Source organism: Sphingomonas sp. Leaf412, from assembly GCF_001425405.1.
GTDB lineage: Bacteria > Pseudomonadota > Alphaproteobacteria > Sphingomonadales > Sphingomonadaceae > Sphingomonas.
Genome location: NZ_LMQP01000002.1, coordinates 185097 through 206113 on the forward strand (window position 1 = coordinate 185097; position 21017 = coordinate 206113).

The 21017-nt window shown below is 69.4% G+C and carries 23 protein-coding genes; 9 read left to right on the forward strand and 14 right to left on the reverse strand.

The genetic code is table 11. From position 1 onward, the window contains the following. Positions 1 to 178 precede the first annotated feature (178 nt). A complete protein-coding gene (gene hisF / locus ASG29_RS05290) occupies positions 179 to 958 on the reverse strand; it encodes an imidazole glycerol phosphate synthase subunit HisF (protein ID WP_055981309.1) in 780 nt (259 codons plus the stop codon). A 124-nt stretch (positions 959 to 1082) separates the two neighbouring features. Between hisF and ASG29_RS05295 the strand changes: the two genes are divergently transcribed. After that, entirely contained in the window at positions 1083 to 1949 is an 867-nt protein-coding gene (locus ASG29_RS05295) for an ATP-grasp fold amidoligase family protein (protein ID WP_082515670.1), read from the forward strand. Between the two features lie 5 nt (positions 1950 to 1954). On the opposite strand, the gene hisA is transcribed toward ASG29_RS05295, so the two are convergent. Genes hisA through hisB form a run of 4 tightly spaced genes read right to left on the reverse strand, consistent with a single transcriptional unit; the run spans position 1955 to position 4219 of the window. Next, entirely contained in the window at positions 1955 to 2689 is a 735-nt protein-coding gene (hisA, locus tag ASG29_RS05300; RefSeq protein WP_055981313.1) for a 1-(5-phosphoribosyl)-5-[(5-phosphoribosylamino)methylideneamino]imidazole-4-carboxamide isomerase, read from the reverse strand. 32 nt (positions 2690 to 2721) lie between these two features. After that, positions 2722 to 3327: an imidazole glycerol phosphate synthase subunit HisH gene (gene hisH / locus ASG29_RS05305; RefSeq protein ID WP_055981322.1), complete on the reverse strand. Its 606-nt coding sequence runs from the start codon at positions 3325 to 3327 to the stop codon at positions 2722 to 2724. Then, positions 3324 to 3635: a YciI family protein gene (locus tag ASG29_RS05310; RefSeq protein WP_235532785.1), complete on the reverse strand. Its 312-nt coding sequence runs from the start codon at positions 3633 to 3635 to the stop codon at positions 3324 to 3326. Before ASG29_RS05310 ends, hisH begins: the two co-directional genes overlap by 4 nt. After that, entirely contained in the window at positions 3632 to 4219 is a 588-nt protein-coding gene (gene hisB / locus ASG29_RS05315; protein ID WP_055981325.1) for an imidazoleglycerol-phosphate dehydratase HisB, read from the reverse strand. Before hisB ends, ASG29_RS05310 begins: the two co-directional genes overlap by 4 nt. A gap of 73 nt (positions 4220 to 4292) precedes the next feature. Here hisB and ASG29_RS05320 point away from each other — a divergent pair, with 73 nt between their 5' ends. From ASG29_RS05320 to ASG29_RS05340, 5 genes are all read left to right on the forward strand, one after another. Further along, entirely contained in the window at positions 4293 to 4775 is a 483-nt protein-coding gene (locus tag ASG29_RS05320) for an SspB family protein (RefSeq protein ID WP_055981330.1), read from the forward strand. Between the two features lie 129 nt (positions 4776 to 4904). Continuing rightward, entirely contained in the window at positions 4905 to 5438 is a 534-nt protein-coding gene (locus ASG29_RS05325) for an HPP family protein (RefSeq protein WP_321163181.1), read from the forward strand. Between the two features lie 54 nt (positions 5439 to 5492). After that, positions 5493 to 6881 (forward strand): class II fumarate hydratase, encoded by a 1389-nt coding sequence (gene fumC / locus ASG29_RS05330; protein WP_055981335.1) that lies wholly within the window; start codon positions 5493 to 5495, stop codon positions 6879 to 6881. Between the two features lie 42 nt (positions 6882 to 6923). After that, entirely contained in the window at positions 6924 to 7136 is a 213-nt protein-coding gene (locus ASG29_RS05335) for a hypothetical protein (RefSeq protein ID WP_055981338.1), read from the forward strand. Then, on the forward strand, positions 7133 to 7348 hold the full coding sequence (locus ASG29_RS05340) for a hypothetical protein (RefSeq protein WP_055981339.1): 216 nt from the start codon (positions 7133 to 7135) through the stop codon (positions 7346 to 7348). The genes ASG29_RS05335 and ASG29_RS05340 overlap by 4 nt, the downstream gene beginning before the upstream one ends. Before the next feature lie 91 nt (positions 7349 to 7439). On the opposite strand, the gene ASG29_RS05345 is transcribed toward ASG29_RS05340, so the two are convergent. After that, positions 7440 to 8588: a CaiB/BaiF CoA transferase family protein gene (locus tag ASG29_RS05345; protein WP_055981344.1), complete on the reverse strand. Its 1149-nt coding sequence runs from the start codon at positions 8586 to 8588 to the stop codon at positions 7440 to 7442. Positions 8589 to 8877: 289 nt separating this feature from the next. Between ASG29_RS05345 and ASG29_RS05350 the strand changes: the two genes are divergently transcribed. Next, positions 8878 to 9990 (forward strand): zinc-binding dehydrogenase, encoded by a 1113-nt coding sequence (locus ASG29_RS05350; protein ID WP_055981348.1) that lies wholly within the window; start codon positions 8878 to 8880, stop codon positions 9988 to 9990. A 100-nt stretch (positions 9991 to 10090) separates the two neighbouring features. Here the strand turns inward: ASG29_RS05350 and ASG29_RS05355 are convergent, their stop codons facing one another. Further along, a complete protein-coding gene (locus ASG29_RS05355; protein WP_055981351.1) occupies positions 10091 to 11260 on the reverse strand; it encodes an MBL fold metallo-hydrolase in 1170 nt (389 codons plus the stop codon). 58 nt (positions 11261 to 11318) lie between these two features. After that, complete coding sequence (locus tag ASG29_RS05360) at positions 11319 to 11768, reverse strand: DUF2721 domain-containing protein (RefSeq protein ID WP_055981354.1); 450 nt, start codon at positions 11766 to 11768, stop codon at positions 11319 to 11321. A gap of 119 nt (positions 11769 to 11887) precedes the next feature. Between ASG29_RS05360 and ASG29_RS05365 the strand changes: the two genes are divergently transcribed. Beyond that, positions 11888 to 12991, forward strand: a complete 1104-nt coding sequence (locus tag ASG29_RS05365; RefSeq protein ID WP_055981357.1) for a GNAT family N-acetyltransferase — start codon at positions 11888 to 11890, stop codon at positions 12989 to 12991. 69 nt (positions 12992 to 13060) lie between these two features. Here the strand turns inward: ASG29_RS05365 and ASG29_RS05370 are convergent, their stop codons facing one another. Genes ASG29_RS05370 through ASG29_RS05380 form a run of 3 tightly spaced genes read right to left on the reverse strand, consistent with a single transcriptional unit; the run spans position 13061 to position 15750 of the window. Further along, positions 13061 to 13714 carry a TetR/AcrR family transcriptional regulator gene (locus ASG29_RS05370; protein ID WP_055981360.1) on the reverse strand — a complete coding sequence of 218 codons (654 nt, stop codon included), beginning with the start codon at positions 13712 to 13714 and terminating at the stop codon, positions 13061 to 13063. Between the two features lie 41 nt (positions 13715 to 13755). Then, the gene (locus ASG29_RS05375) at positions 13756 to 14373 is read right to left on the reverse strand and encodes a flavodoxin family protein (RefSeq protein ID WP_055981363.1); all 618 of its coding nucleotides are present in this window, start codon (positions 14371 to 14373) and stop codon (positions 13756 to 13758) included. Positions 14374 to 14403: 30 nt separating this feature from the next. Further along, positions 14404 to 15750: a M20/M25/M40 family metallo-hydrolase gene (locus ASG29_RS05380; protein ID WP_055981366.1), complete on the reverse strand. Its 1347-nt coding sequence runs from the start codon at positions 15748 to 15750 to the stop codon at positions 14404 to 14406. 145 nt (positions 15751 to 15895) lie between these two features. Between ASG29_RS05380 and ASG29_RS05385 the strand changes: the two genes are divergently transcribed. Beyond that, on the forward strand, positions 15896 to 16336 hold the full coding sequence (locus ASG29_RS05385; RefSeq protein WP_235532786.1) for a hypothetical protein: 441 nt from the start codon (positions 15896 to 15898) through the stop codon (positions 16334 to 16336). 383 nt (positions 16337 to 16719) lie between these two features. Here the strand turns inward: ASG29_RS05385 and glnA are convergent, their stop codons facing one another. The 3 genes from glnA to ASG29_RS05400 all read right to left on the reverse strand — a co-directional run bounded on the left by glnA (position 16720) and on the right by ASG29_RS05400 (position 20915). Next, on the reverse strand, positions 16720 to 18132 hold the full coding sequence (gene glnA / locus ASG29_RS05390) for a type I glutamate--ammonia ligase (protein ID WP_055981368.1): 1413 nt from the start codon (positions 18130 to 18132) through the stop codon (positions 16720 to 16722). A 95-nt stretch (positions 18133 to 18227) separates the two neighbouring features. Continuing rightward, complete coding sequence (locus ASG29_RS05395; protein WP_055981372.1) at positions 18228 to 18566, reverse strand: P-II family nitrogen regulator; 339 nt, start codon at positions 18564 to 18566, stop codon at positions 18228 to 18230. 192 nt (positions 18567 to 18758) lie between these two features. Beyond that, the gene (locus ASG29_RS05400) at positions 18759 to 20915 is read right to left on the reverse strand and encodes a PQQ-dependent dehydrogenase, methanol/ethanol family (RefSeq protein ID WP_235532787.1); all 2157 of its coding nucleotides are present in this window, start codon (positions 20913 to 20915) and stop codon (positions 18759 to 18761) included. Positions 20916 to 21017 lie beyond the last annotated feature (102 nt).

Genomic DNA, 21017 nt, shown 5'->3' on the forward strand with positions numbered 1-21017 from the left:
TAGGGGAGGGCGGCGGTCTGTCGGATGGTCGGGACTCGATTGAACGGTGCGCGCGCTTAGCGCCCGGTATGTTACAGCCTGACGACATTTTCGAAAGCGCGGCTTGCCTCTCCGCCCGAACGGCCTGAGCGAAGTCGAAGGCTATGCGCCCACGGTCGAGCATAGGCTTCGACTTCGCTCAGCCCGAACGGACGGGGGCGTGGGCTCTTACCGGCACCCCCGCTGCCGCCAGCGCGGCATGCGCGTCGGCGATGCTCGCCTCGCCGAAATGGAAGATCGAGGCGGCGAGGACGGCGGAGGCGTGACCCTCCACGACCCCGGCGACGAGGTGGTCGAGATTGCCGACCCCGCCCGACGCCACGACGGGCACGCCGGTGCGATCGGCGATGGCGCGGATCAGCGCGAGGTCGTAGCCGTCACGCGTGCCGTCGCGGTCCATCGAGGTGACCAGCAATTCGCCCGCGCCCAGGTCCGCGAGCCGCAGCGCGTGCGCGACCGCGTCGATGCCCGTCGCGCGGCGACCGCCGTGGGTGAACACCTCCCAGCGGTCGCCGACGCGCCGCGCGTCGACGCTGGCGACGCAGCACTGGCTGCCGAAGCGTTCGGCGATGTCGGCGACCAGTTCGGGGCGGGCGACCGCGGCGGAATTGACCGCGACCTTGTCCGCCCCCGCCAGCAGCAGCGCGCGTGCGTCGTCGGCGCTGCGCACCCCCCCGCCGACGGTCAGCGGCATGAAGCAGACCGCGGCGGTGCGGCGCACGACGTCCAGGATCGTGTCGCGTCCCTCGTGGCTGGCGCCGATGTCGAGGAAGCACAATTCGTCCGCGCCGGCAGCGTCATAGGCGCGCGCCTGCTCGACCGGATCGCCCGCATCGATCAGGTCGACGAAGTTCACGCCCTTCACCACGCGCCCGTTCGCGACGTCGAGACAGGGGATCACGCGGGCGCGGACGGTCATGGTCGGGTGAGGGGAAAGGCCATGGGCGGCGCATGCCGCGGTGCCGGGAGAAGGGCAAGCCGCACCGGTTAACGCGTTCGATTCGCAGGTGGAACAAGCGCACGGCGTGGGGGCTTGTGCCGCGATGCATGTCGCTCCCGCCCGCGCCGTCGACATCGACCCGGCCGCCGCCGCCCGCATCAGGCTGACGTATTGGTGGCGGCACGGCCGGTTGCCCGACCTGGCCGACCCGACCGCCTTCACCGAACTGGTTCAGTGGCGAAAGTTGCACGATCGCGACCCGCGCCTGCCCGTCATGGCGGACAAGGCGGCGATGAAGGAAATCGTCGGCGATCGTCTGGGGCGCGACTGGGTCGTCCCGATGCTGTGGTCGGGCACCGCCCTGCCGGACCGACCGGTCGGACGCGGGCCGATGGTCGTGAAGGCGCGCCATGGCTGCAACCAGAATGCGTTCGTCCACGACGATGCCGGATGGCGCCGGGCCGGGCGGCGTGCGGTGCGGTGGGTCGGGGTGCCCTACGGCCGGTGGCTGGACGAATGGCTGTATACGCTTATCCCACGCGGCATCCTGATCGAACCGTTCATCGGCGTCGACGGCGCGTTGCCCGTGGATTACAAATTCTACGTCTTCGGCGGGCACGTCACGCACGTGCAGGTCCATCTGGACCGCGGCGGCAGGCATCGGTGGACCGTGCACGACCGCAAATGGATCCCGATGGTGCGCGATGCGCCCGTGGTGACGCGACCGACCGCGCTGGACGCGATGATCGCGGCGGCGGAGGAGATGGGGCGGGGGTTCGATTTCGTCCGGGTCGATTTCTATCAGCCCGCGGCCCGGCCACTGTTCGGCGAGATGTGCTTCTATCCCGGATCCGGGCTGGACCCGTTCGATCCCCCGTGGCTCGACGCCGAGATGGGGCGATTGTGGATGGCGGCGGCGCGCAGGCGGGCAGCGGGGCGGGACGGCGCGCGGGATCGTGTCGCCGCCTGACGGGTTCAGGCCGCCGCCGCCACGCTCATCGCCGCCGCCAGGTCGAGCCGGCCGTCGTACAGCGCGCGGCCGGTGATGACGCCTTCCACGCCGTCCCGCGCGTGGAGCGCCAGGACGTGGATGTCCGCGATGCCCGCGACGCCGCCGCTGGCGATGACGGGGATGTCGACCGCGCGGGCGAGGTCGACCGTGGCTTCCACGTTGCAGCCCTTCAGCAGGCCGTCGCGGCCGACGTCGGTGAACAGCAGAGCGGCGACGCCCGCATCCTCGAACCGGCGCGACAGGTCGAGGACGCTGGTGGTCGATACGTCGGCCCACCCCTTCGTGGCGACCATGCCGTCGCGCGCGTCGACCGCGACGACGATGCCGCCCGGGAAGGCGGCGGCCATGTCGCGGACGAATTGCGGCTGTTCCAGCGCGGCGGTGCCGATGACGACGCGCGCGACGCCTGCGTCGAACCACGCCTCCACCGCGGCGGGGGTGCGGATGCCGCCGCCGAGCTGGACGTGGCCGGGGAAGGCGGCGACGATCCCGCGCACCGCGTCGCCGTTGACGCTGGCACCCGCGAAGGCGCCGTCGAGGTCGACGACGTGCAGATGCTGCGCCCCCGCGTCGGCGAACAACGTCGCCTGATGCGCGGGGTCGTCGCCGTAGATCGTGGCGCGGTCCATGTCGCCCTCGGCCAGGCGCACGACCTGCCCGGCCTTCAGGTCGATGGCGGGAAAGACGATGAGGGTCATCTATCCTCCCCGAGCGGGCTCGGGGAGGATCGTCACGGCCGCCATGTCAGGAACCTTTCCAGCAGCGCCAGGCCGTAGCGCTGGCTCTTTTCGGGATGGAATTGCACGCCCACCATGTTGTCGCGCGCGATCGCGGCGGTGACGGGGCCGGCGTGGTCGGTGGCGGCGATCACGTCGTCGCCCTCGAAGGCGAAGCTGTGGAGGAAATAGGCCTCGCCAGCGACGATCAGCGGGTGATCCGCAACGGGCGTCACGTCGTTCCAGCCCATATGCGGTACCTTCGCCCCCGTCCCCGCGGGATCGATGCGACGGACGCGGCCCGCGATCCAGCCGAGGCCCGCATGGGCGCCCAGTTCCTCGCCCACGTCGGCCATCAATTGCATCCCGACACAGATACCCAGGAAGGGCGTCCCGTCGTGGCGGACGCGGCGTTCCAGCGCGTCGACCATGCCCGGCACGCCGCGCAAGGCGGACGCGCAGGCGCCGAACGCGCCGACGCCGGGAAGGACGATGCGATCCGCGCGCGCGACCGCATCGGGGTCCGCGGTGACCGCAAGATCGGTGCAGCCCGCGACGCGCAACGCATTCTCGACCGAGTGCAAATTGCCCGCGCCATAATCGATCAGCGCCAGCGTCATGCCAGCAGGTTTCCGAGCGCGGGCTGCGCGAAGCTGGCGTTGAAGGCGACAACCTCCACCGTCGCGACGCCGCCGGTCACGAACGGATCGGTCGCGGCGATCGCCTCGACCGCCGTCGCGGTACCGTGGGCGAGGATCACGCCGCCGGTGCGCGGGTTCCGGCGACCGGCGACGAGGAACGCGCCCTCGCGCATCGCCGCCTCTACCCATTCGACATGCGCGGGCATCAGCGCATCGACCTTTTCCAGCGACGCGACATAGGTCAGCAGGATCAGCGACAGGTCGCCCTTGCTGCGATAGCCGCTCACAAGCTGCCCTTGGTCGAGGGGATCGCATCCGCCTTCCGCGGGTCGATCTCCACCGCGGTGCGAAGCGCGCGGGCCAGGCCCTTGAACGCGCTTTCGGCGATGTGGTGATTGTTGTCGCCGTACAGCGTCTCGATGTGCAGCGTGATTCCCGCGGTCTGCGCGAAGCTGTGGAAGAAGTGCTGGAACAGCTCGGTATCCATCTCGCCCAGCCGCGGCTGCGAGAATTCGGTCTTCCACACCAGCCAGGGGCGGCCCGAGATGTCGAGCGCGACGCGCGTCAGCGTCTCGTCCATCGGGCTGAGCGCATCGCCGTAGCGGCGGATGCCGCGCTTGTCCCCCAGCGCCTGCGCGACCGCGGCGCCCAGCGCCAGCGCGGTATCCTCGACCGTATGATGCTGGTCGATATGCAGGTCGCCCTTCGTCGTGATCGCGATGTCGATCAGCGAATGGCGCGACAATTGTTCGAGCATGTGGTCGAAGAAGCCGACCCCGGTCGCGACCTCGTAAATGCCGGTCCCGTCGAGGTTGACGGCGATATCGATCTCGGTTTCGCTGGTGGCGCGGCGAAGCGTGGCGGTGCGCATGGCGTCGCCCCATAACGCACGCGGCGACGCATGCAATCTTGACCGCGCGTCGCATCGCGCTACCCATGATGCGATGACCGAGATGCCCGACAGCCTGATCCCCTATGACGAGATCGTGCAGGAAGCGCTGCGCGCCGTCGTCGGCCGGGTGCTGGGCACCGTCGCCGAGTCGGGCGGGCTGCCCGGCGACCATCATTTCTACATCACGTTCAAGACCCAGGCCCCCGGCGTCGACATTCCGACGCGGCTGGTGGAACGGTTCCCGGACGAGATGACGATCGTCCTCCAGAACCGTTATTGGGACCTGACGGTGGACGGCACGAAATTCTCCGTCGGCCTGTCGTTCAACCAGGTGCCGTCGAAGCTGGTCGTCCCGTACGGCGCGATCACCGGCTTCCACGATCCGACGGTGAACTTCGAACTGCGGTTCCAGGCGCAGGAGGGGCCGGAGGACGGCCCCGGCGGGCACGACCCGGCGGAGAACGACGGCCCGGCGGCGGTGCCGGTCGAGGACGGATCGAACGTCGTCGCGGTGGATTTCAAGCGGAAGAAGTAATCGGGCAGGCCGATCGCGATTTTTTCTTTCATCCTCGCGGGCGCGACGCTGCGCGACCGGTTGGTCGCCTGCACCGGGGCGCTGATCGGTATCGCCCTGACCGCCTGGGTAAGCGCGATCGGCGTCGGCATGGACGCCGCGGTGCTGATCGTCGCGCCGATGGGCGCGTCGGCGGTGCTGATCTTCGCCGTGCCCGCCAGTCCCCTGGCACAACCCTGGCCCGTCATCGCGGGCAACACGCTGTCGGCGCTGGTCGGCGTTGCGGTCGCGGCGCTCGTGCCGGTGCCCGCGGTGGCGGCGGGGATGGCCGTCGCGCTCGCGATCCTGCTGATGTCCTTGACGCGTTCGCTGCATCCGCCGGGCGGGGCTGCGGCATTGCTGGCGGTGGTCGGCGGGGCGGAGGTCGCCGCGGCGGGATGGACGTTCGCGATCGTGCCGGTGGCCCTGAACGCGGTGATCCTGGCGGCGGTGGGCGTGCTGTTCCATCGCGTGTCGGGGCACAATTATCCGCATCGTCCGCTTGCGCTGCCGCTGGCGCATCCCGAGGATGTCGACCGCGCGCTGGAGGATCTGGGCGAGACGCTGGACGTGGACCGCGCCGACATCGACCGGTTGCTGGTGCGGGTCCAGCATCATGCGGGGATGCGGGCGCGGCGGCGATAGCGACGACGCGGGGAATGGCGGGAACGACGCCCGGCGCCTGTTGTTGATCGTGCCATGACCACCCGTACCGAAACCGACTCGACCGGCGCGATCGAGGTTCCCGCCGACGCCTATTGGGGCGCGCAGACGCAACGGAGCATCGCCAATTTCCCGTTCGGTGCGCGCGAGCGGATGCCGATCGAGATCGTCCATGCGCTGGCGCTGGTGAAGCAGGCGGCGGCGCGGGTGAACCGGCGCCACGGGCTGGACGCGGAAAAGGCCGGGGCGATCGAGGCGGCGGCGAAGGAGGTCGTGGAGGGAAAGCTGGACGACCAGTTCCCGCTCGTCATCTGGCAGACCGGCAGCGGCACGCAGTCCAACATGAACGTGAACGAGGTGATCGCGGGCCGCGCCAACGAATTGCTGACCGGCACACGCGGCGGCAAGACGCCGGTCCATCCCAACGACGACGTCAATCGCGGGCAGTCGAGCAATGACAGCTTCCCGACCGCGCTGCACATCGCCTGCTCGCTGGCGGTACGGCGGCGATTGCTGCCCGCGGTGGAGCGGTTGCATGACGCGCTGGCGGCGAAATCGACGGCGTGGGGCGGGATCGTGAAGATCGGGCGCACGCACCTTCAGGATGCGACGCCGCTGACGCTGGGGCAGGAATTCTCGGGCTATGCGCATCAGCTGAACCGTTGCCTGCGCCGCATCGAGCCCGCGGTGGAACAGGGCACCGACCGGCTGGCGCAGGGCGGCACCGCGGTGGGCACGGGGCTGAACGCGCCGAAGGGATTCGCGCGCGATTTCTGCGCCGAACTGCGCGGCATCACGGGCGTCGATTTCAGCCCGGCGGAGAACATGTTCGAGGCGCTGGCGTCGAACGATCCGCTGGTCCATCTGTCGGGGACGCTCAACACGCTGGCGGTGGCGTGTACGAAAGTCGCGAACGACATCCGCCTGCTCGGCTCGGGCCCGCGCTGCGGTATCGGCGAGCTGGACCTGCCCGCGAACGAGCCGGGCAGCTCGATCATGCCGGGCAAGGTGAACCCGACGCAGTGCGAGATGCTGACGATGGTCGCAGGCCAGGTGATGGGGAACCACGCCGCGATCACGATCGGGGGGATGCAGGGGCATCTGGAGCTGAACGTGTTCAAGCCGATGATCGGCGCGGCGGTGCTGCGGTCGATCGACCTGCTGGCGACGGGGTGCGCGGGGTTCGCCGAGCGATGCGTCGAGGGGCTGGTCGCCAACGAGGGGCGGATCGCGGAACTGGTCGACCGGTCGCTGATGCTGGTCACCGCGCTGGCGCCCGAGATCGGGTACGATGCCGCGGCGAAGATCGCCAAGTATGCGCATGAGAACGGCCTGACGCTGAAGGCGGCGGGCGTGGCGCTGGGGCTGGTTGACGAGGCGACGTTCGATCGCGTCGTGCGCGCGGATGCGATGCTGGGGAACTGACGCGCCGTTCGGGGTTTCAGCCCCCGAACGAAAGGATGTTTCATGGGTGCAACGACCATTGGCGCGCTGATCGGCGGGGCGATCGATTCGATGTCGGGCGACGACAGTTCGGTCGACGGCGCGATCTACGGCGCGATCACCGCGAACGTCCTGAAAGTCGCAATCCCGATCGCGGTTACCTACGCCATCGGTTGGGGTGTGTTGAAGGGCCTGGAGAAGCTGGGCGATACGATTTCGGAGAAGGTGTCGGCATGATAAAGTCCATCATCGGTGCGCTCGTCGGGCGCGAAGTGGGTCGTCGCGACGGCGGCGGCGGGGCCAAGGGCGCGCTGGTCGGCATGGCGCTGACCCGGGTCGCGACGCGGATGGGGCCGCTGGGCATGCTGCTGGGCGGTGGCTATGTGGCGAAGAAGGCGCTGGATCGGCGGCGCGACCGCAAGGCCGGGCGGGTGCCGCCGGTTATTTGATCGCCGGCCATCGGCGGTAATCGCCTAACAATTGTGCCTCCGCGAAGGCGGAGGCTCAGACTGGGTTCCCGCCTTCGCGGGAACACAATAGTCAGGTCCAGTCCGCGTCGGGATGTGCCCCTAGTTTCGGGCTTGCGGTCGCTGCCATGACGCGGTCGCCGTCGTACATGACCGGCGCGGCCAGCCCCGGCAGGCCGTCCACCAGCAGGCGCATTCCGCGCGCCACGACCTGCGGGTCGGCGAAGACCTGATCGACGCGATTCACCGGGCCGACGGGGACGCCGGCCGTCTCAAGTGCGGCAAGCAGGTCCGCGCTCGACCATTTGACCGTCTCCGCCACCACCAGCGGCAGCAGTGCCGCGCGGTTGCCCACGCGCGCGGGATTGGTGGCGAAGCGTTCGTCCTGCGCCAGTGCGGGTATACCCAGCACCGCGCACGCCTTCGCGAACTGGCCGTCGTTGCCGACCGCGACGATCAGGTCCCCGTCCGCGGTCGGGAAGCTCTGATACGGGGCGAGGTTCGCGTGGCCGTTGCCCATCCGGTGCGGGACGTCCCCGCTCGCCATCCAGTTCAGCGCCTGGTTCGCCAGCACGCCGACCTGCGTATCGAGCAATGCCATGTCGATATGCGTGCCGGTCCCGCCGGACGCGCGCGCGGACACGGCGGCGAGGATCGCGACCGCGGAATAGACGCCCGTGAACAAATCCGCGATCGCCACCCCGCTCTTCTGCGGCGCGCCGTCGGGCTCGCCGGTCAGCGACATGATGCCGCCCATCCCCTGGATGATGAAATCGTAGCCCGCGCGGCGCGCATACGGCCCGGTCTGGCCGAAGCCGGTGATCGAGCAGACGATCAGCCGCGGGTTCATGGCGCGAAGGGAGGCGGCGTCGAGGCCGTATCTGGCGAGGCCGCCGACCTTGTAATTCTCGATCACCACGTCGGCGGTGGCGGCCAGTTCCTTCACGCGCGCCTGCCCCTCCGGCGTCGCGATGTCGAGCGCGACGCTTCGCTTCCCGCGATTGCAGGCGTGATAATAAGCGGCGGACAGGTTTTCGCCATCCGCGCCGATCATGAAGGGCGGCCCCCAATGGCGCGTGTCGTCGCCCGCGCCGGGTCGCTCCACCTTGATGACGTCGGCGCCGAGATCCGCCAGCAATTGCCCGCACCACGGCCCGGCGAGGATGCGCGCGAGTTCGAGGACGCGCAGGCCGGCGAGCGGGCGGGGCGGGGAGTGGGTCATGATATCCCTTCATCGTGCCGGGTCGATCCCGGCATCCATCGCGCCGCGCACGCGACGACCCGCCGGTCTTGCGACACGATCGGCCACGGCTCAAGGCCGGGCGGGCCCGCGCGTGGCGTATCGGCGGTCGCGGGCCATTCTCGAAATCCGGGTCTGGCGGACCGTGGTGGCCGCCGACACGGTCGCCCGGGACCGATCGGCGCCGATACGCCACGTCGCGACGACGTTGCGCCGGGGGCGTCGGCACTATAGCGCAGGCACACGTACAACCCGATATCGAGGATGAGGTATGGCCTACACCGGCAAGGAACTGCGCTCCACCGCCACCGAGGATGGGCGCCTGACGCTGACGCTGGAGGATGTGACGCTCGACGCGCCGGGCGACGACGAGGTGATCGTGCGGGTGGAGGCGGCGCCGATCAATCCGTCCGACCTGGGGTTGCTGCTCGGCCCCGCGGACATCGGCTCGCTGGAGGCGATCGACGGCGGCGTGGCGTTCGGCATCCCGCAGGGGCGGCTGGGCGGCGTGAAGGCGCGGCTGGGTCAGTCGCTGCCGGTGGGCAACGAGGGCGCGGGCACCGTCGTGGCGGCGGGGGCGAACGCCGCCGCGCTGGAGGGCAAGCTGGTCGGCATGCTGGGCGGGGGCATGTATACCCAGTACCGCAAGCTGAAGACGCGCGACGTCGTACCGCTGCCCGAGGGCGCGACCGCGGCGGACGGCGCGTCGATGTTCGTCAATCCGCTGACCGCGCTGGCCTTCGTCGAAACGATGCGGATGGAGGGGCACAGCGCGATCGTCCACACCGCGGCGGCATCGAACCTGGGGCAGATGTTGCAGAAGATCTGCACCGCGGACGGCGTGCCGCTGGTGAACATCGTGCGCAGCGAGGAGCAGGCGGCGATCCTGCGCGGCATCGGCGCGACGTACGTCCTGAACAGCAAGGATGCGGATTTCCGCGCGCAACTGGTCGACGCCATCGCCGAGACGAAGGCGACGCTGGCGTTCGACGCGATCGGCGGCGGATCGCTGGGCAGCGACATCGTGCAGTCGATGGAACAGGCCGCGGTGCGCAACATGACCGAATACAGCCGCTACGGATCGAACAGCTTCAAGCAGCTGTACATCTACGGCGCGCTGGACCTCGGTCCGACGGTGATGAACCGGCTGGCGTTCGGGTTCCAGTGGAGCGTGGGCGGGTTCCTGCTGACGCCGTTCATGCAGAAGGCGGGACAGGAGGTCGTCGGTCGGATGCGGCAGCGGGTCGTGGACGAATTGAAGACGACCTTCGCGAGCAACTACACCCGCACGATCGGGCTCGCCGAGGCGCTGGAGCCCGAGGTGCTGCGCGCGTACGAGAAGAAGGCGACGGGGGAGAAATATCTGATCGACCCGACGCGGTGAGGGCTGTGTCCCCGCGAAGGCGGGGACCCAGTCTGGGCTCCCGCCTTGGGTCCCATCAAAGTATTACTTTGATGAGTGCCCTTCGCGGGAGCACATTCTTTTAGCGCAGCGCCTTCACCGCGGGGGTGTCCATGCGGCGCATCATGTCGGCGCGGTCCATCGGCGGGGTTGCTCCAACCGCGCCCGCGGGCGCAACGTCGGTCGCCGCACCGATCGCGACCGGGGTGAAGCCGGTGCCGCCGGTCACCTTCATCGCCTCCGCCAGCATCCGCGGCGGCGTGTCATAGCCTTCGTAGCTCAGCCGGAACGTGCCCCAGTGGATCGGGATCGAGCGCGTCGCGCCGAGCCGCTGGTGCACCAGCGCCGCCTCCGCCGGGCCGATGTGGCTGCCCGACGACATCTGTCCCGGCGCGAAGCGGAAGGCGCCGATCGGGATCAGCGCCAGCCGTACCGGCCCCAGCGCCGCCGCCTCCGCGGGCCAATTGCCGTCGCCGAAGCCGGTGTCGCCCGCGAAGAAGACGTTGCCGCCCGACGGCAGGCGGATCACGAAGCTGGACCACAGGGCGCGGTTGCGGTCGGTGAACCAGCGGCTGCCCCAATGGTGGTTGCGCGTGACCGCGACCGATATGCCGGGGCGAACCTGCGCGCTCTGGCCCCAGTCGAGCGCGGTCGCCTGCGCCCCGGTCTGCGCGATGACGCTGTCGTTGCCGAAGCTGGTGACGATGAGCGGCCTGTCGCGTTCCCACAGGCGCTTCAGCGTATCCTTGTCCAGATGGTCGTAATGGTTGTGGCTGACCAGGACGAGGTCGATCCGGGGCAGGTCGGCAAGTGCGATCCCGGGTGCGGCCACGCGCCTCGGCCCGAAACCGAACGGTCCGGCGCGATCGGCGTAGACGGGGTCGGTCAGGATGTTCAGCCCCTGCGTCTGGATCAGGACGGTCGCATGGCCGATCCACGTCGCCACCATCCGGTCGCCGTCGATCCGCTCGGCAGGTTTCCCGGCGGCCACCGGCACCGCATCGGGCCATGACGGGCGCCCGTCGCTGCCGCTTAGCTGCCGCCACAGGAAGCCGCCGCGGCTGCCCCCGGCGGGGGGGGCCGCGGTGTCGTCGCCATCGGGATTGAAGAAGCGCGCGCCGTCGAAATGGTCGCTGTCGGGACCGATGTAATAGATGCGGTCGAGGAAGCGCGGGACGATCGCGATCGCCAGTCCGACCGCGACGATCACGAGCAGGACGACGCCGCCGACGATCTTCAATAGCAGCGCCACGGCCCGACCTCTCCGGTGAACGAGACGCCCCCAACGCGCCGCATCGCCGCGGGAGCCGTCACCGCAGCAATTCGTCGCGAATCCGGATCGCGGTCGTCGACACCCGCACCTCCAGCATGAAGGCGCCGAGGCTGGCGATCAGCAGCGCCATCGCCAGGATGAAGCCCGCCGCGACATACTGACCGATGTGGAATTTCAGCAGCACCGCGACGAACAGCATCGCGACGACGAGGCAGGTCATGACCGCGCTGGATACCGCCATCAGCAGCGCGGCGTTGGTGATCGACATGCGCCGCGCCAGGACGCGCAGTTCGCCCACCGCGCGATCGTGATCCGCGCCCGTCGTCTCCTGGTGGATGCGTTCCAGCACGCGTGCCCGGTCGATCACGCGCGACAGCCGACCGGCCAGGACGTTCAGAAGCGCGCCGATGCCCGCGAGCATGAACACTGGGCTGAGCGACGCCTGGATCGCGTCGGCGATGGTGGAGATGGCGGGGGAATAGGCCATGCCGCCTCCAATGCGGCGGGTGCGAAGAGAGCGCAAGGGTGACGGGGCAGGGGCGCCGGGGCAGGGGGGGGCGGGCGCACGAACGCTCTGGTAACCCCGCGGGGCGTAGAGCGCGGTTGATGACCCGCCCGCTGCGCCTCGACCCCGGCACCGCCGCCGCCGCGCCGGTCGACGCGATCCTCCACGACGGCCTGCCCGAGGCGATCGATACGATCGCGGATGCGGGGCCGGCGTCGCATCGCTTCCTTCGGCGCGGCTGGTTCGCCGCGGCGACCGCGGCCTATGGCGGCGCGGCGCGTACCATCGTGGCGCGCGTCGATGGCGCGCCGGTGCTGGCATTGCCGATCGTGCGCGCGGGGCCGCGCGGGCTGGGCATCGCGGCGGTCGCGGGCTGCTACTGGCCGTTCCGCAGCGTGCCGGCGGTTCCCGCGATGCTGGGCGAGGCGGCGATGGCCGCGACGCTCGCGACGCTGGCGGGCACGACGCGGGCGTTGCGGATCGGGCCGGTGCCCGACGGCGATGCGGGGGTCGCGGCGCTGACGCAGGCGGCACGCGCACGGGGCTGGGGCGTGGCGAGCCGCGCGGTGGCGAGCACCTTCGTCCTCGACATGGCGGCGTTGCGCGCGGAGGGGCAATGGCCGCGCGGATCGACGCTGCGCAAGAACCGCTTCCACGAAAAGCATCTGGCCGCGCACGGCGCGCTCGACTGGTCGTTCGTGGATCCCGGCGGCTGGGACGCCGCCTTCGACGCGATGGCGGCGGTGGAGACGCGCAGCTGGCTGGCGGACCGTACCGACGGGGCGGATGCGAAGTTCACCGCGCGCGGCCATGGCGCGTTCTTCCGCGCGGCGGCGCGCGATCCGGTCATTGCGGGCATGTTCAACGCCGCGCTGCTACGCGTCGACGGGGTGCCCGCGGCCTTCTCCTTCGACCTCGACGCAGGCGCGCTGAAATATGCCGTCGCCAACAGCTACGACCCCGTCTTCGCCAAGCATTCGCCGGGGAAGCTGCTGTATTACCGCAACCTCGTCCGCGCGATCGAGCGCGGGGTGACGACGGTCGACTGGGGCGCGGGCGACAGCGGGTACAAGCGCGTCATCGGTGCGGCGGAGGGGCCGGTGCTGCGCGACTGGCTGCTGCTGCGGCCGGGGATGACATCGTGGCTGGCGCCGGTGGCGCGGCGGGTGTGGGGAGATGACGGGCACCCGACCCAGCGTTCGTAATGAGCGCCGGCGACGCACATGCGCCAGCGCCTGGCCTTCGACTGCGCTCTGGCCGACCGGAGGATGTGGTTATCCGGCCGTCGGACTGGTCAGGATCGCCTCCACCGCGTCGAGCATCCCGGCCAGCGCCTCCGGCCGGCTCCAGAAATGGTGGTCGCCGGTGTCGCTGCGGTCCATCGCCGCCTCGCGCGCGGCCAGCAGCGTCTGGAGCGACAGCGCGGCGAACAGCAGGCGCTGGTTGATCGTGGCGGCGGACAGGGGGGCCAGCAGCCGCTGCACATGCGCGCGATAGCGGGCATAACCGGGCGAATGATCCGACACCGCGTCGTGGAACAGCGCGCGGCGTTCGTTCTGGACGTTCACGATGAAGCGGAAGTACGTTTCCGCCTCCCCGGTGTCCCCGCCGAGGTCCAGGCAGGGCAGGACGTTGGCGCGCACCACGTCGCGCAGCGACGGCGGGCCGTCCGCCTCCGCCGCGTCGAACATCGCGCGCCGCCGCGCGTCGATCAGGTCCGCGCCGTCGATCAGCAATTCGCGCAGCAGATCGTCCTTGCTGCCGAAATAATAATGGACCGCGGCGGCGTTGCGCTGGCCTGCGGCTTCCACCACCTCGCGCATCCCCACCGCCGCGATGCCGCGTTCGGCGAACAGGCGGCGCGCCGCGCGCTTCAGTTCGTTGCGCGTGCTGCCGCCGCGGGGGAGGGGCTGGGCCTTTCCGGTCATCGCATCGACCTTCCACGCCCGCGCCGCCGTCGCAAGGGGCGTCAGTCGTCCGCGCCGGGGATGGGCGCGTCCTTCAGCAGCCGCGCCAGATGCGCGGCGTTGGTCGCCAGCATCCCCGCGGTCTTCGCCACTTTCTCCGGCGTTTCGTCCAGATCCTTGAAATCGACCGATCCGTACGCCTCGCCCACCCAATATATCGCGCCGACGGGGGGAATCGTGAAGCCGACGTCGTTAAGGCACTGGAACGTCTGTGCCGACGACACGTGGGCGCCGTCCTCGTTCCCCACGATCGCGGTCACCGCGACCTTGCCGTAGCTGGGCATCCGGCCCGCGTCGTCGGTTTCGGACAGGAAGGCGTCCATCCGTTCCAGCACGCGTTTCGCGACCGAACCCAGCTGCCCCATCCAGATCGGTCCGGCCAGGACCAGGATATCGTGGTCGAGGATGCGGCGGCGCAGGTCGGGCCAATCGTCGCCCGGCCCCTCGTCGCTGGTCACGCCGGGCAGGATGTTCAGCGCGGCGACGCGGACCGGATCGGACATGGTCACGCCCGCCTTCGCGAGCGCGTCGCCCACGACCGTGAGCATCGCATCCGTCGAGGATTTCTGCGTCGGATCCGATTTCAGCGTACAATTCAGGGCGATGGCGGTCAGCGTCATGGGGTTTCTCCTGCGAGAACCCGGAGCGCATCACCGCGCGCGCGGTTCCGTGGACAGGCGGGTGATGAGCGCGGCGCTGCGCAGCGCCTGACGCTGGATGCTGGCGAGATCGACCGTCTCCCCCACCGCATGCGCGCCGCCGCCATCGACGCCCATGCCGCCCAATGTATCGGCATAGGCGGCGACGAAGCCCGAATCGGCCGCGCCGCGCTTCGCCGGATCGTATTCGCCCATTTCGGGCAGGCCGAGGTCGCGGTTTACCGCGTTCAGCGTCGCCAGCAGCGCGCGATTGCCCGCGGATGGCGCCATCGGCGGGTAGCTGTCGAAGAATTGCAGCGTCGCATCGGTCTTCGGCAGGTGCTGCGCCACGATCGCCTGCATCTGCGCGCGCACCCGCGTCTCCTGCTCGGGGGTCAGCGTACGCAGGTCGCCGCGCGCGATCGCAGCAGCGGGCATGACGTTGGTCTTCCCGCTGGCGGTGACGTTCAGCCCGGCGGCGTCGATCGCGGCGGGGGTGCCGCCCGCCATGACGCCGACGCTGTAGGTCAGGTTCGGCTCGGGCAGGTCGCGGCGGAACGCGTCGACGATGCGCGCCAGTTCGTAGATCGCGCCATAGCCGCGTTCGGTGCCGAAGATGCCGCCGGAATGGCCCGTGCTGCCGCTGGTCTTCAGCTCCCAGCTGCTCGATCCGCGGCGCGCGACGGTCGCCATGTCGCGTCCGTCCTGCCGCGCGAGCCCTTCATATTCCAGCGCGACGTCGGCCCATTTCCCCGCCTCGATCAGGTCGCGGCGCGCGACCGCCAGCGGGGCGCCGGTCCGTTCCTCGTCGCCGACCAGGTGGACCTGGATATCCGCGTTCTTCAGCGTGCCCGCCGCCTGCATCGCGCGCAGCGCGGCGACGATGACGACGTTGCCGCCCTTCATGTCGCTGGTCCCCGGACCGGTCGCAATATCGCCGTCGCGGACGAATTTCTGGAACGGCGAGGATGGTTCGAACACCGTGTCGAGATGGCCGATCAGCAGGATGCGCTTGCCGCGGCCGTTGCCCTTGTGCGTGGCGACGAGATGTCCGGCGCGTGCGGTCGCGGATTGATCGATCCAGCGGACGGTGAAGCCCAGCGCCTCGAATTCGGGACGGAAGATGTTGCCGACCTTGCGCACGCCGTCCAGGTTCAGCGTGCCCGAATTCTGGTTCACCGCGCGTTCCAGCAGCGCGACGTTGCGTTCCTGCTCCGCGGCGATCGTCGCCTTCATGCGCGCGTCGGTCGGCGCGGCGGCGGCGGGGGCGGCGATCAGCACCAGCGCGGCGGCGGTGAGGCCGCGAATGTTGCGAATGTTGAGGCGCTGGCGCGTTTTCGGGCGGGGCTGGTTCTGCATGCCCCTTCGTATCAGGAGCGGCCGGCGTAGGACATAGGGGGGCATGGGGGGCATGGGGGGGGGGCATGGGGGTGGCGCGGCCGGACCGTGCCGGAACCCCGCACGCGCCCGGGGGATTGTGGAGGCTTCAGTGATGGAGTTTCCCATGCGTAACATGCTTGCGGCCATGGCCGTGATGATCGTGGCGTCGCCGCTGGCGGCGCAGCAGTCCGCCGACCCGAACGCGCCGCGCACGCCGCTGCCCTACGACCGCGGCTACGACAAGGACCAGCCGCGCACGCGCGCGATCAACGATGCCGAGCGGCCCGAGGTGCAGGAAGCGAACGACATCGCGCTGGCGCAGTCGCGGACGGTGTCGGCGCCCACGGTGGCGGGCAATGCCGCGAACGAGGCGCGCTATGCCGCCGACGTGGCGGCGTATCGCGTGATGCTGCGCCAGCATCGCCGCGACGTGCGCGCCTATGCGCGGCAGGAGGGCGCCTATGCGCAGGCGATGGCCGACTGGCGCGCGCAGGTCGACGCCTGCGACCGCGGCAACCGGCGCGCGTGCGATGCGCCGACGCCGGATCCGATGAACTATATGTGAGGGGTGGGGGGGCTTGTGCTCCCCGCTAGGGGTCGGGCGGAGGCGGGGCTGAGGGCGCGCGCACTCGTACTTCGAGACGGCCCTTCGGCTTCGCTCAGGGCCTCCTCAGCACGAACGGGGGGGCAAGGTTCTCGTCACCGCCCTATATCGCGACGTGACGTCCTCAATTACCTCCGTTCGCCCTAAGGAGAGGCTGAGCGACGTCGAAGCCTCGTCTCGAAGGGTATGCGCGACGCATGTGCCGTGAGACGCCATGAGCGGTAGCGCACGTCTTCGACCACGTTCCGACGACCGACGCGGTAAAGCCGCGTCGTCAGACCGCGCGGGGCGCGGCTGGCCGGCCTTCGCGGTGTCGCGGGCAGCTTGCGCTGCCCGCGTGCCGTTCAGGCGCTGTAGTACATGTCGTATTCGACCGGCGACGGGGTCATTTCCCAGCGCGCGACCTCGCCCCACTTCAGTTCGACATACGCCTCGATCTGATCCTTCGTGAACACGTCGCCCTTCAGCAGGAAGTCGTGGTCGGCCAGCAGGCTGTCGAGTGCCTCGCGCAGCGATGCGCAGACGGTCGGGACTTCGGCCAGTTCGGCCGGCGGCAGGTCGTACAGGTTCTTGTCCATCGCCTCGCCCGGATGGATCTTGTTCTGGATACCGTCCAGACCCGCCATCAGCAGCGCGGCATAGGCGAGGTACGGGTTCGCCATCGCATCGGGGAAACGCACCTCGACACGCTTCGACTTCGGACCCGTGCCGTAGGGGATACGGCAGGATGCGGAGCGGTTGCGCGCCGAATAGGCGAGCAGCACCGGCGCCTCGTATCCCGGGACCAGCCGCTTGTAGCTGTTGGTCGTGGGGTTGGTGAAGGCGTTGATCGCCTTGGCATGCTTGATGATGCCGCCGATGAAATACAGGCACGTGTCGGACAGGCCGGCATAGCCGTTGCCCGCGAACAGCGGGCTCTTGCCTTCCCAGATCGAGAAGTGCGTGTGCATCCCGCTGCCGTTATCTTCCTTGATCGGCTTGGGCATGAAGGTCGCGGTCTTGCCATAGGCGTGCGCGACCTGGTGCACGACGTACTTGTAGATCTGCATCCGGTCCGCGGTCTGCGTCAGCGTGCCGAAGGTCAGGCCCAGTTCGTGTTGCGCGGCGGCGACCTCGTGGTGATGCTTGTCGCAGGGCAGGCCCATTTCGAGCATCGTCGTGACCATCTCGCCACGGATGTCGACCGCGCTGTCGACGGGCGCGACGGGGAAATAGCCGCCCTTCGCACGCGGACGGTGCGCCAGGTTCCCGCCCTCGTAATCGCGGCCGGTGTTCGTCGGCAGTTCGATGTCGTCGATCTTGAAATAGGATTCGGCGTAGTTGGTGTCGAACTGCACGCTGTCGAACATGAAGAATTCGGCTTCCGGCCCGACGTACACGGTGTCGCCGATGCCGGTCGACTTCACATACGCCTCCGCGCGCTTCGCGGTGGTGCGCGGGTCGCGGCTGTAGCCTTCGCCGGTCGACGGTTCGACGATGTCGCAGAACACGATCAGCATCGGCGTGGCGGAGAAGGGGTCGGTGTAGACCGCGTCGAGATCGGGCATCAGGATCATGTCCGACTCGTTGATCGCCTTCCAGCCCTCGATCGAGCTGCCGTCGAACATCAGGCCGTCGGTCCACTCATCCTCGCCCATCACGGACGCGACCATGGTCAGGTGCTGCCACTTCCCCTTGGGATCGGTGAAGCGCAGGTCGACCCACTCGATCTCCTCTTCCTTGATCTTCTTCAGGACGTCCGAGGCCGTGTTCGCCATGATGCTTTCTCTCTCTCGCAATTTGCGTCACCCCGGCGAACGCCGGGGTCTCGCCGTAACTGGAAGGCCCCGGCGTGCGCCGGGGTGACGCGTGACTAGATCGCGTCGTCGCCGCGCTCGCCCGTGCGGATGCGGAGCGCGGTTTCGACGGGGATGACGAAAATCTTGCCGTCGCCGATACGGCCGGTCTGCGCGGCGGCGGCGATCGCCTCCACCACGCGGTCGGCCAGGCCGTCCTCGACCACCACCTCCAGCTTCACCTTCGGCAGGAAGTCGACGACATATTCGGCGCCGCGGTACAATTCGGTGTGGCCCTTCTGCCGGCCGAAACCCTTCGCCTCCGTGACGGTGATGCCGGACACGCCGATTTCGTGCAGCGCCTCCTTCACCTCGTCCAGCTTGAACGGTTTGATGATCGCCTCGATCTTCTTCACGCGCGCAATGCCCCACCCGTTGTCCGGTCGCCCCGATCGACGCCTTGCAGCGACCGTGCCATTCGGACGCCACGAGGGCAAGCCGCGGCGGCGGCCCGGCGCGCGCGTTAACCCCTGCTTAGGAATCGGGCAGCGTCCTGCGCGATGCCGCATTGTCGGGCAGGGAGCGGCGACGCGCGCGCCTCGTCCGGGTCACTTCCTCGCCAGATTCTTGCGCGCCCAGTTCGCCTCGTCGATCACGTACAGCCGTACCAGCTGCGCCTGTTCGGGGGTCATGACCTTCGCGAAGCTGACCATGCCCTGATCCTTCAGCGCGCCGTCGATCAGGATCGACTTCCACGTGTCGGCATCCGCCAGCGTCGGCGAATGCTGAAGGTCGGGCAGGACGCCGCCGCCGCCCGCGCTGGCGCCGTGGCACACCTGGCAGAAGCGGCCGTACAATGCCTGTCCCTGCGCGACCTGCTGCGGCGTGGCGGTGGACGGCGGGGGCGGCGGGGGCGGCGCGGCGGTCGTGGTCGCGACCGCGGGCAGCTTCGTCGCGCCGCCCAGCTTGAACACCAGCAGGCGCGGCTTGTTGGGGACGTCGCGCGCCTTGCCGATGGCGTAGCCGATCGACAGCGGCAGCGCGCCGCCGCGGCCCGCGAGGATCGCGACATATTGCGTGTCGCCGACCATGTAGGTCGACGCCCCCGCCATCACGCCGGTGCCGACGGGGTAGGAGAACAATTGCTTGCCGCTGCCCGCGTCATAGGCGCGGAATTCGCCCAGCGCGGTACCCTGGAACACCAGGTTGCCCGCGGTCGCCATCGTGCCGCCGTTCCACGGCGTCGGATAGGGCACGGTCCAGCGCGCCTTGTTCGCCACCGGGTCCCACGCCACAAGCGCGCCCGTCGCGCCCGCGGTCGCGGCCTTCACCACCGCGGCGTCGCGCGGGTACATGGCGTTGCCCAGGTCCTGCCCCACGTTGAAGCCGATCGGCTTGGGCCCGTCCAATGGCGACGACGGATTCAGATACGCCGAGCCGACCGACTGCGCGGGGATATAGGCGAGGCCGGTCTGGCGCGAGAAGGCCATCGGCTGCCAGTTGTGCGCCGCGATCGCGCTGGGCATCGCGAGGAACGGCTTGCCGGTCTTGTAGAAGCGCGCGGCGGGATTCTCGATCGGGCGACCGGTCTTCATGTCGTAACCGCTCGCCCAGTTGACGCCGGGGATGAACTGGCCCGCGTTGATGAGCTTTCCGTTGGTGCGGTCGACGACGTAGAAGAAGCCGTTCTTCGGCGCCTGCATCAGCACCTTGCGCGGCTGCCCGCCGATCGTCAGCGTCGCGAGCGCGATCGGTTGCGTGGCGGTGAAGTCCCACGTCTCGCCCGGCGTCTCCTGATAATGCCACACATATTCGCCGGTCGACGGTTTCAGCGCGACGATCGAGGACAGGAACAGATTGTCGCCCTGCCCCTCGCTGCGCAGGCCGTGGTTCCATGGGGAGCCGTTGCCGACGCCCAGGTACAATTGGTCGAGATCGGCGTCGTAGACGATCGAATCCCAGACGGTGCCGCCGCCGCCCGACTGCTTCCACTGGCCGTTCTTCGACCAGGTGGGCGACACCTTCGCCATCGCGGGGTCGCTGACCTCCCCGTCCTTCGCGCCGGTGGGATTGGGGACGGTGTAGAAGCGCCATTTCTTCGCGCCGGTCGCGGCGTCGTAGGCGGTGACATAGCCGCGCACGCCGAATTCCGCGCCGCCGTTGCCGATGACGACCATGTCCTTGATGACCCGCGGCACGCCGGTGATGGTGTAGGGCTTGCTGTTGTCGGTGGTCTGCACCGACCAGTCGGGCTTGCCGGTTTCGGCGTCGAGCGCGATCAGGCGGCCGTCGATCGTGCCGACGTACAGCCGGCCCTTCCACGCCGCGACGCCGCGATTGACGACGTCGCAGCACGCCTGCACGCCCTTGTCCTTCGACACGCCGGGATCGAATTCCCACAGCTTCGCGCCGGTGGCGGCGTCGTAGGCGAACACCTTCGACCACGGGCCGGTCACGAACAACTTTCCGTCGACCACCACCGGCGTCGCCTCCTGCCCGCGTGCGTCGGGCATGTCGGCGAACCAGGCGAGGCCGAGCTTCGCCACGTTGCCCGCATTCACCTGCGTCAGGGGGGAAAAGCGGTCCTCGCTATAGTCGAAGCCGGTCATCGCCCAGTCGCGGCCGTCGCCGCCGGTGGTCAGCAGCGCGGCGTCGACCTTTCCCACGCCGGTCGGCGCGGCGCGGTCGGGCGCGCCGGTTTCGGTGCCGCCGCTGCATGCCGACAACATCATCGCCGCGATCAGCGACACCTGGCCCTTCCGCATCCCCATTCTCCCCGTCGGCGCCGCGATTCCGGTCGCTTTGGCACGATCGTGGCGCAGTTGGGCGGGGATGGGAAGGCGTAGCGCGATGTTAAGTTGATCGAC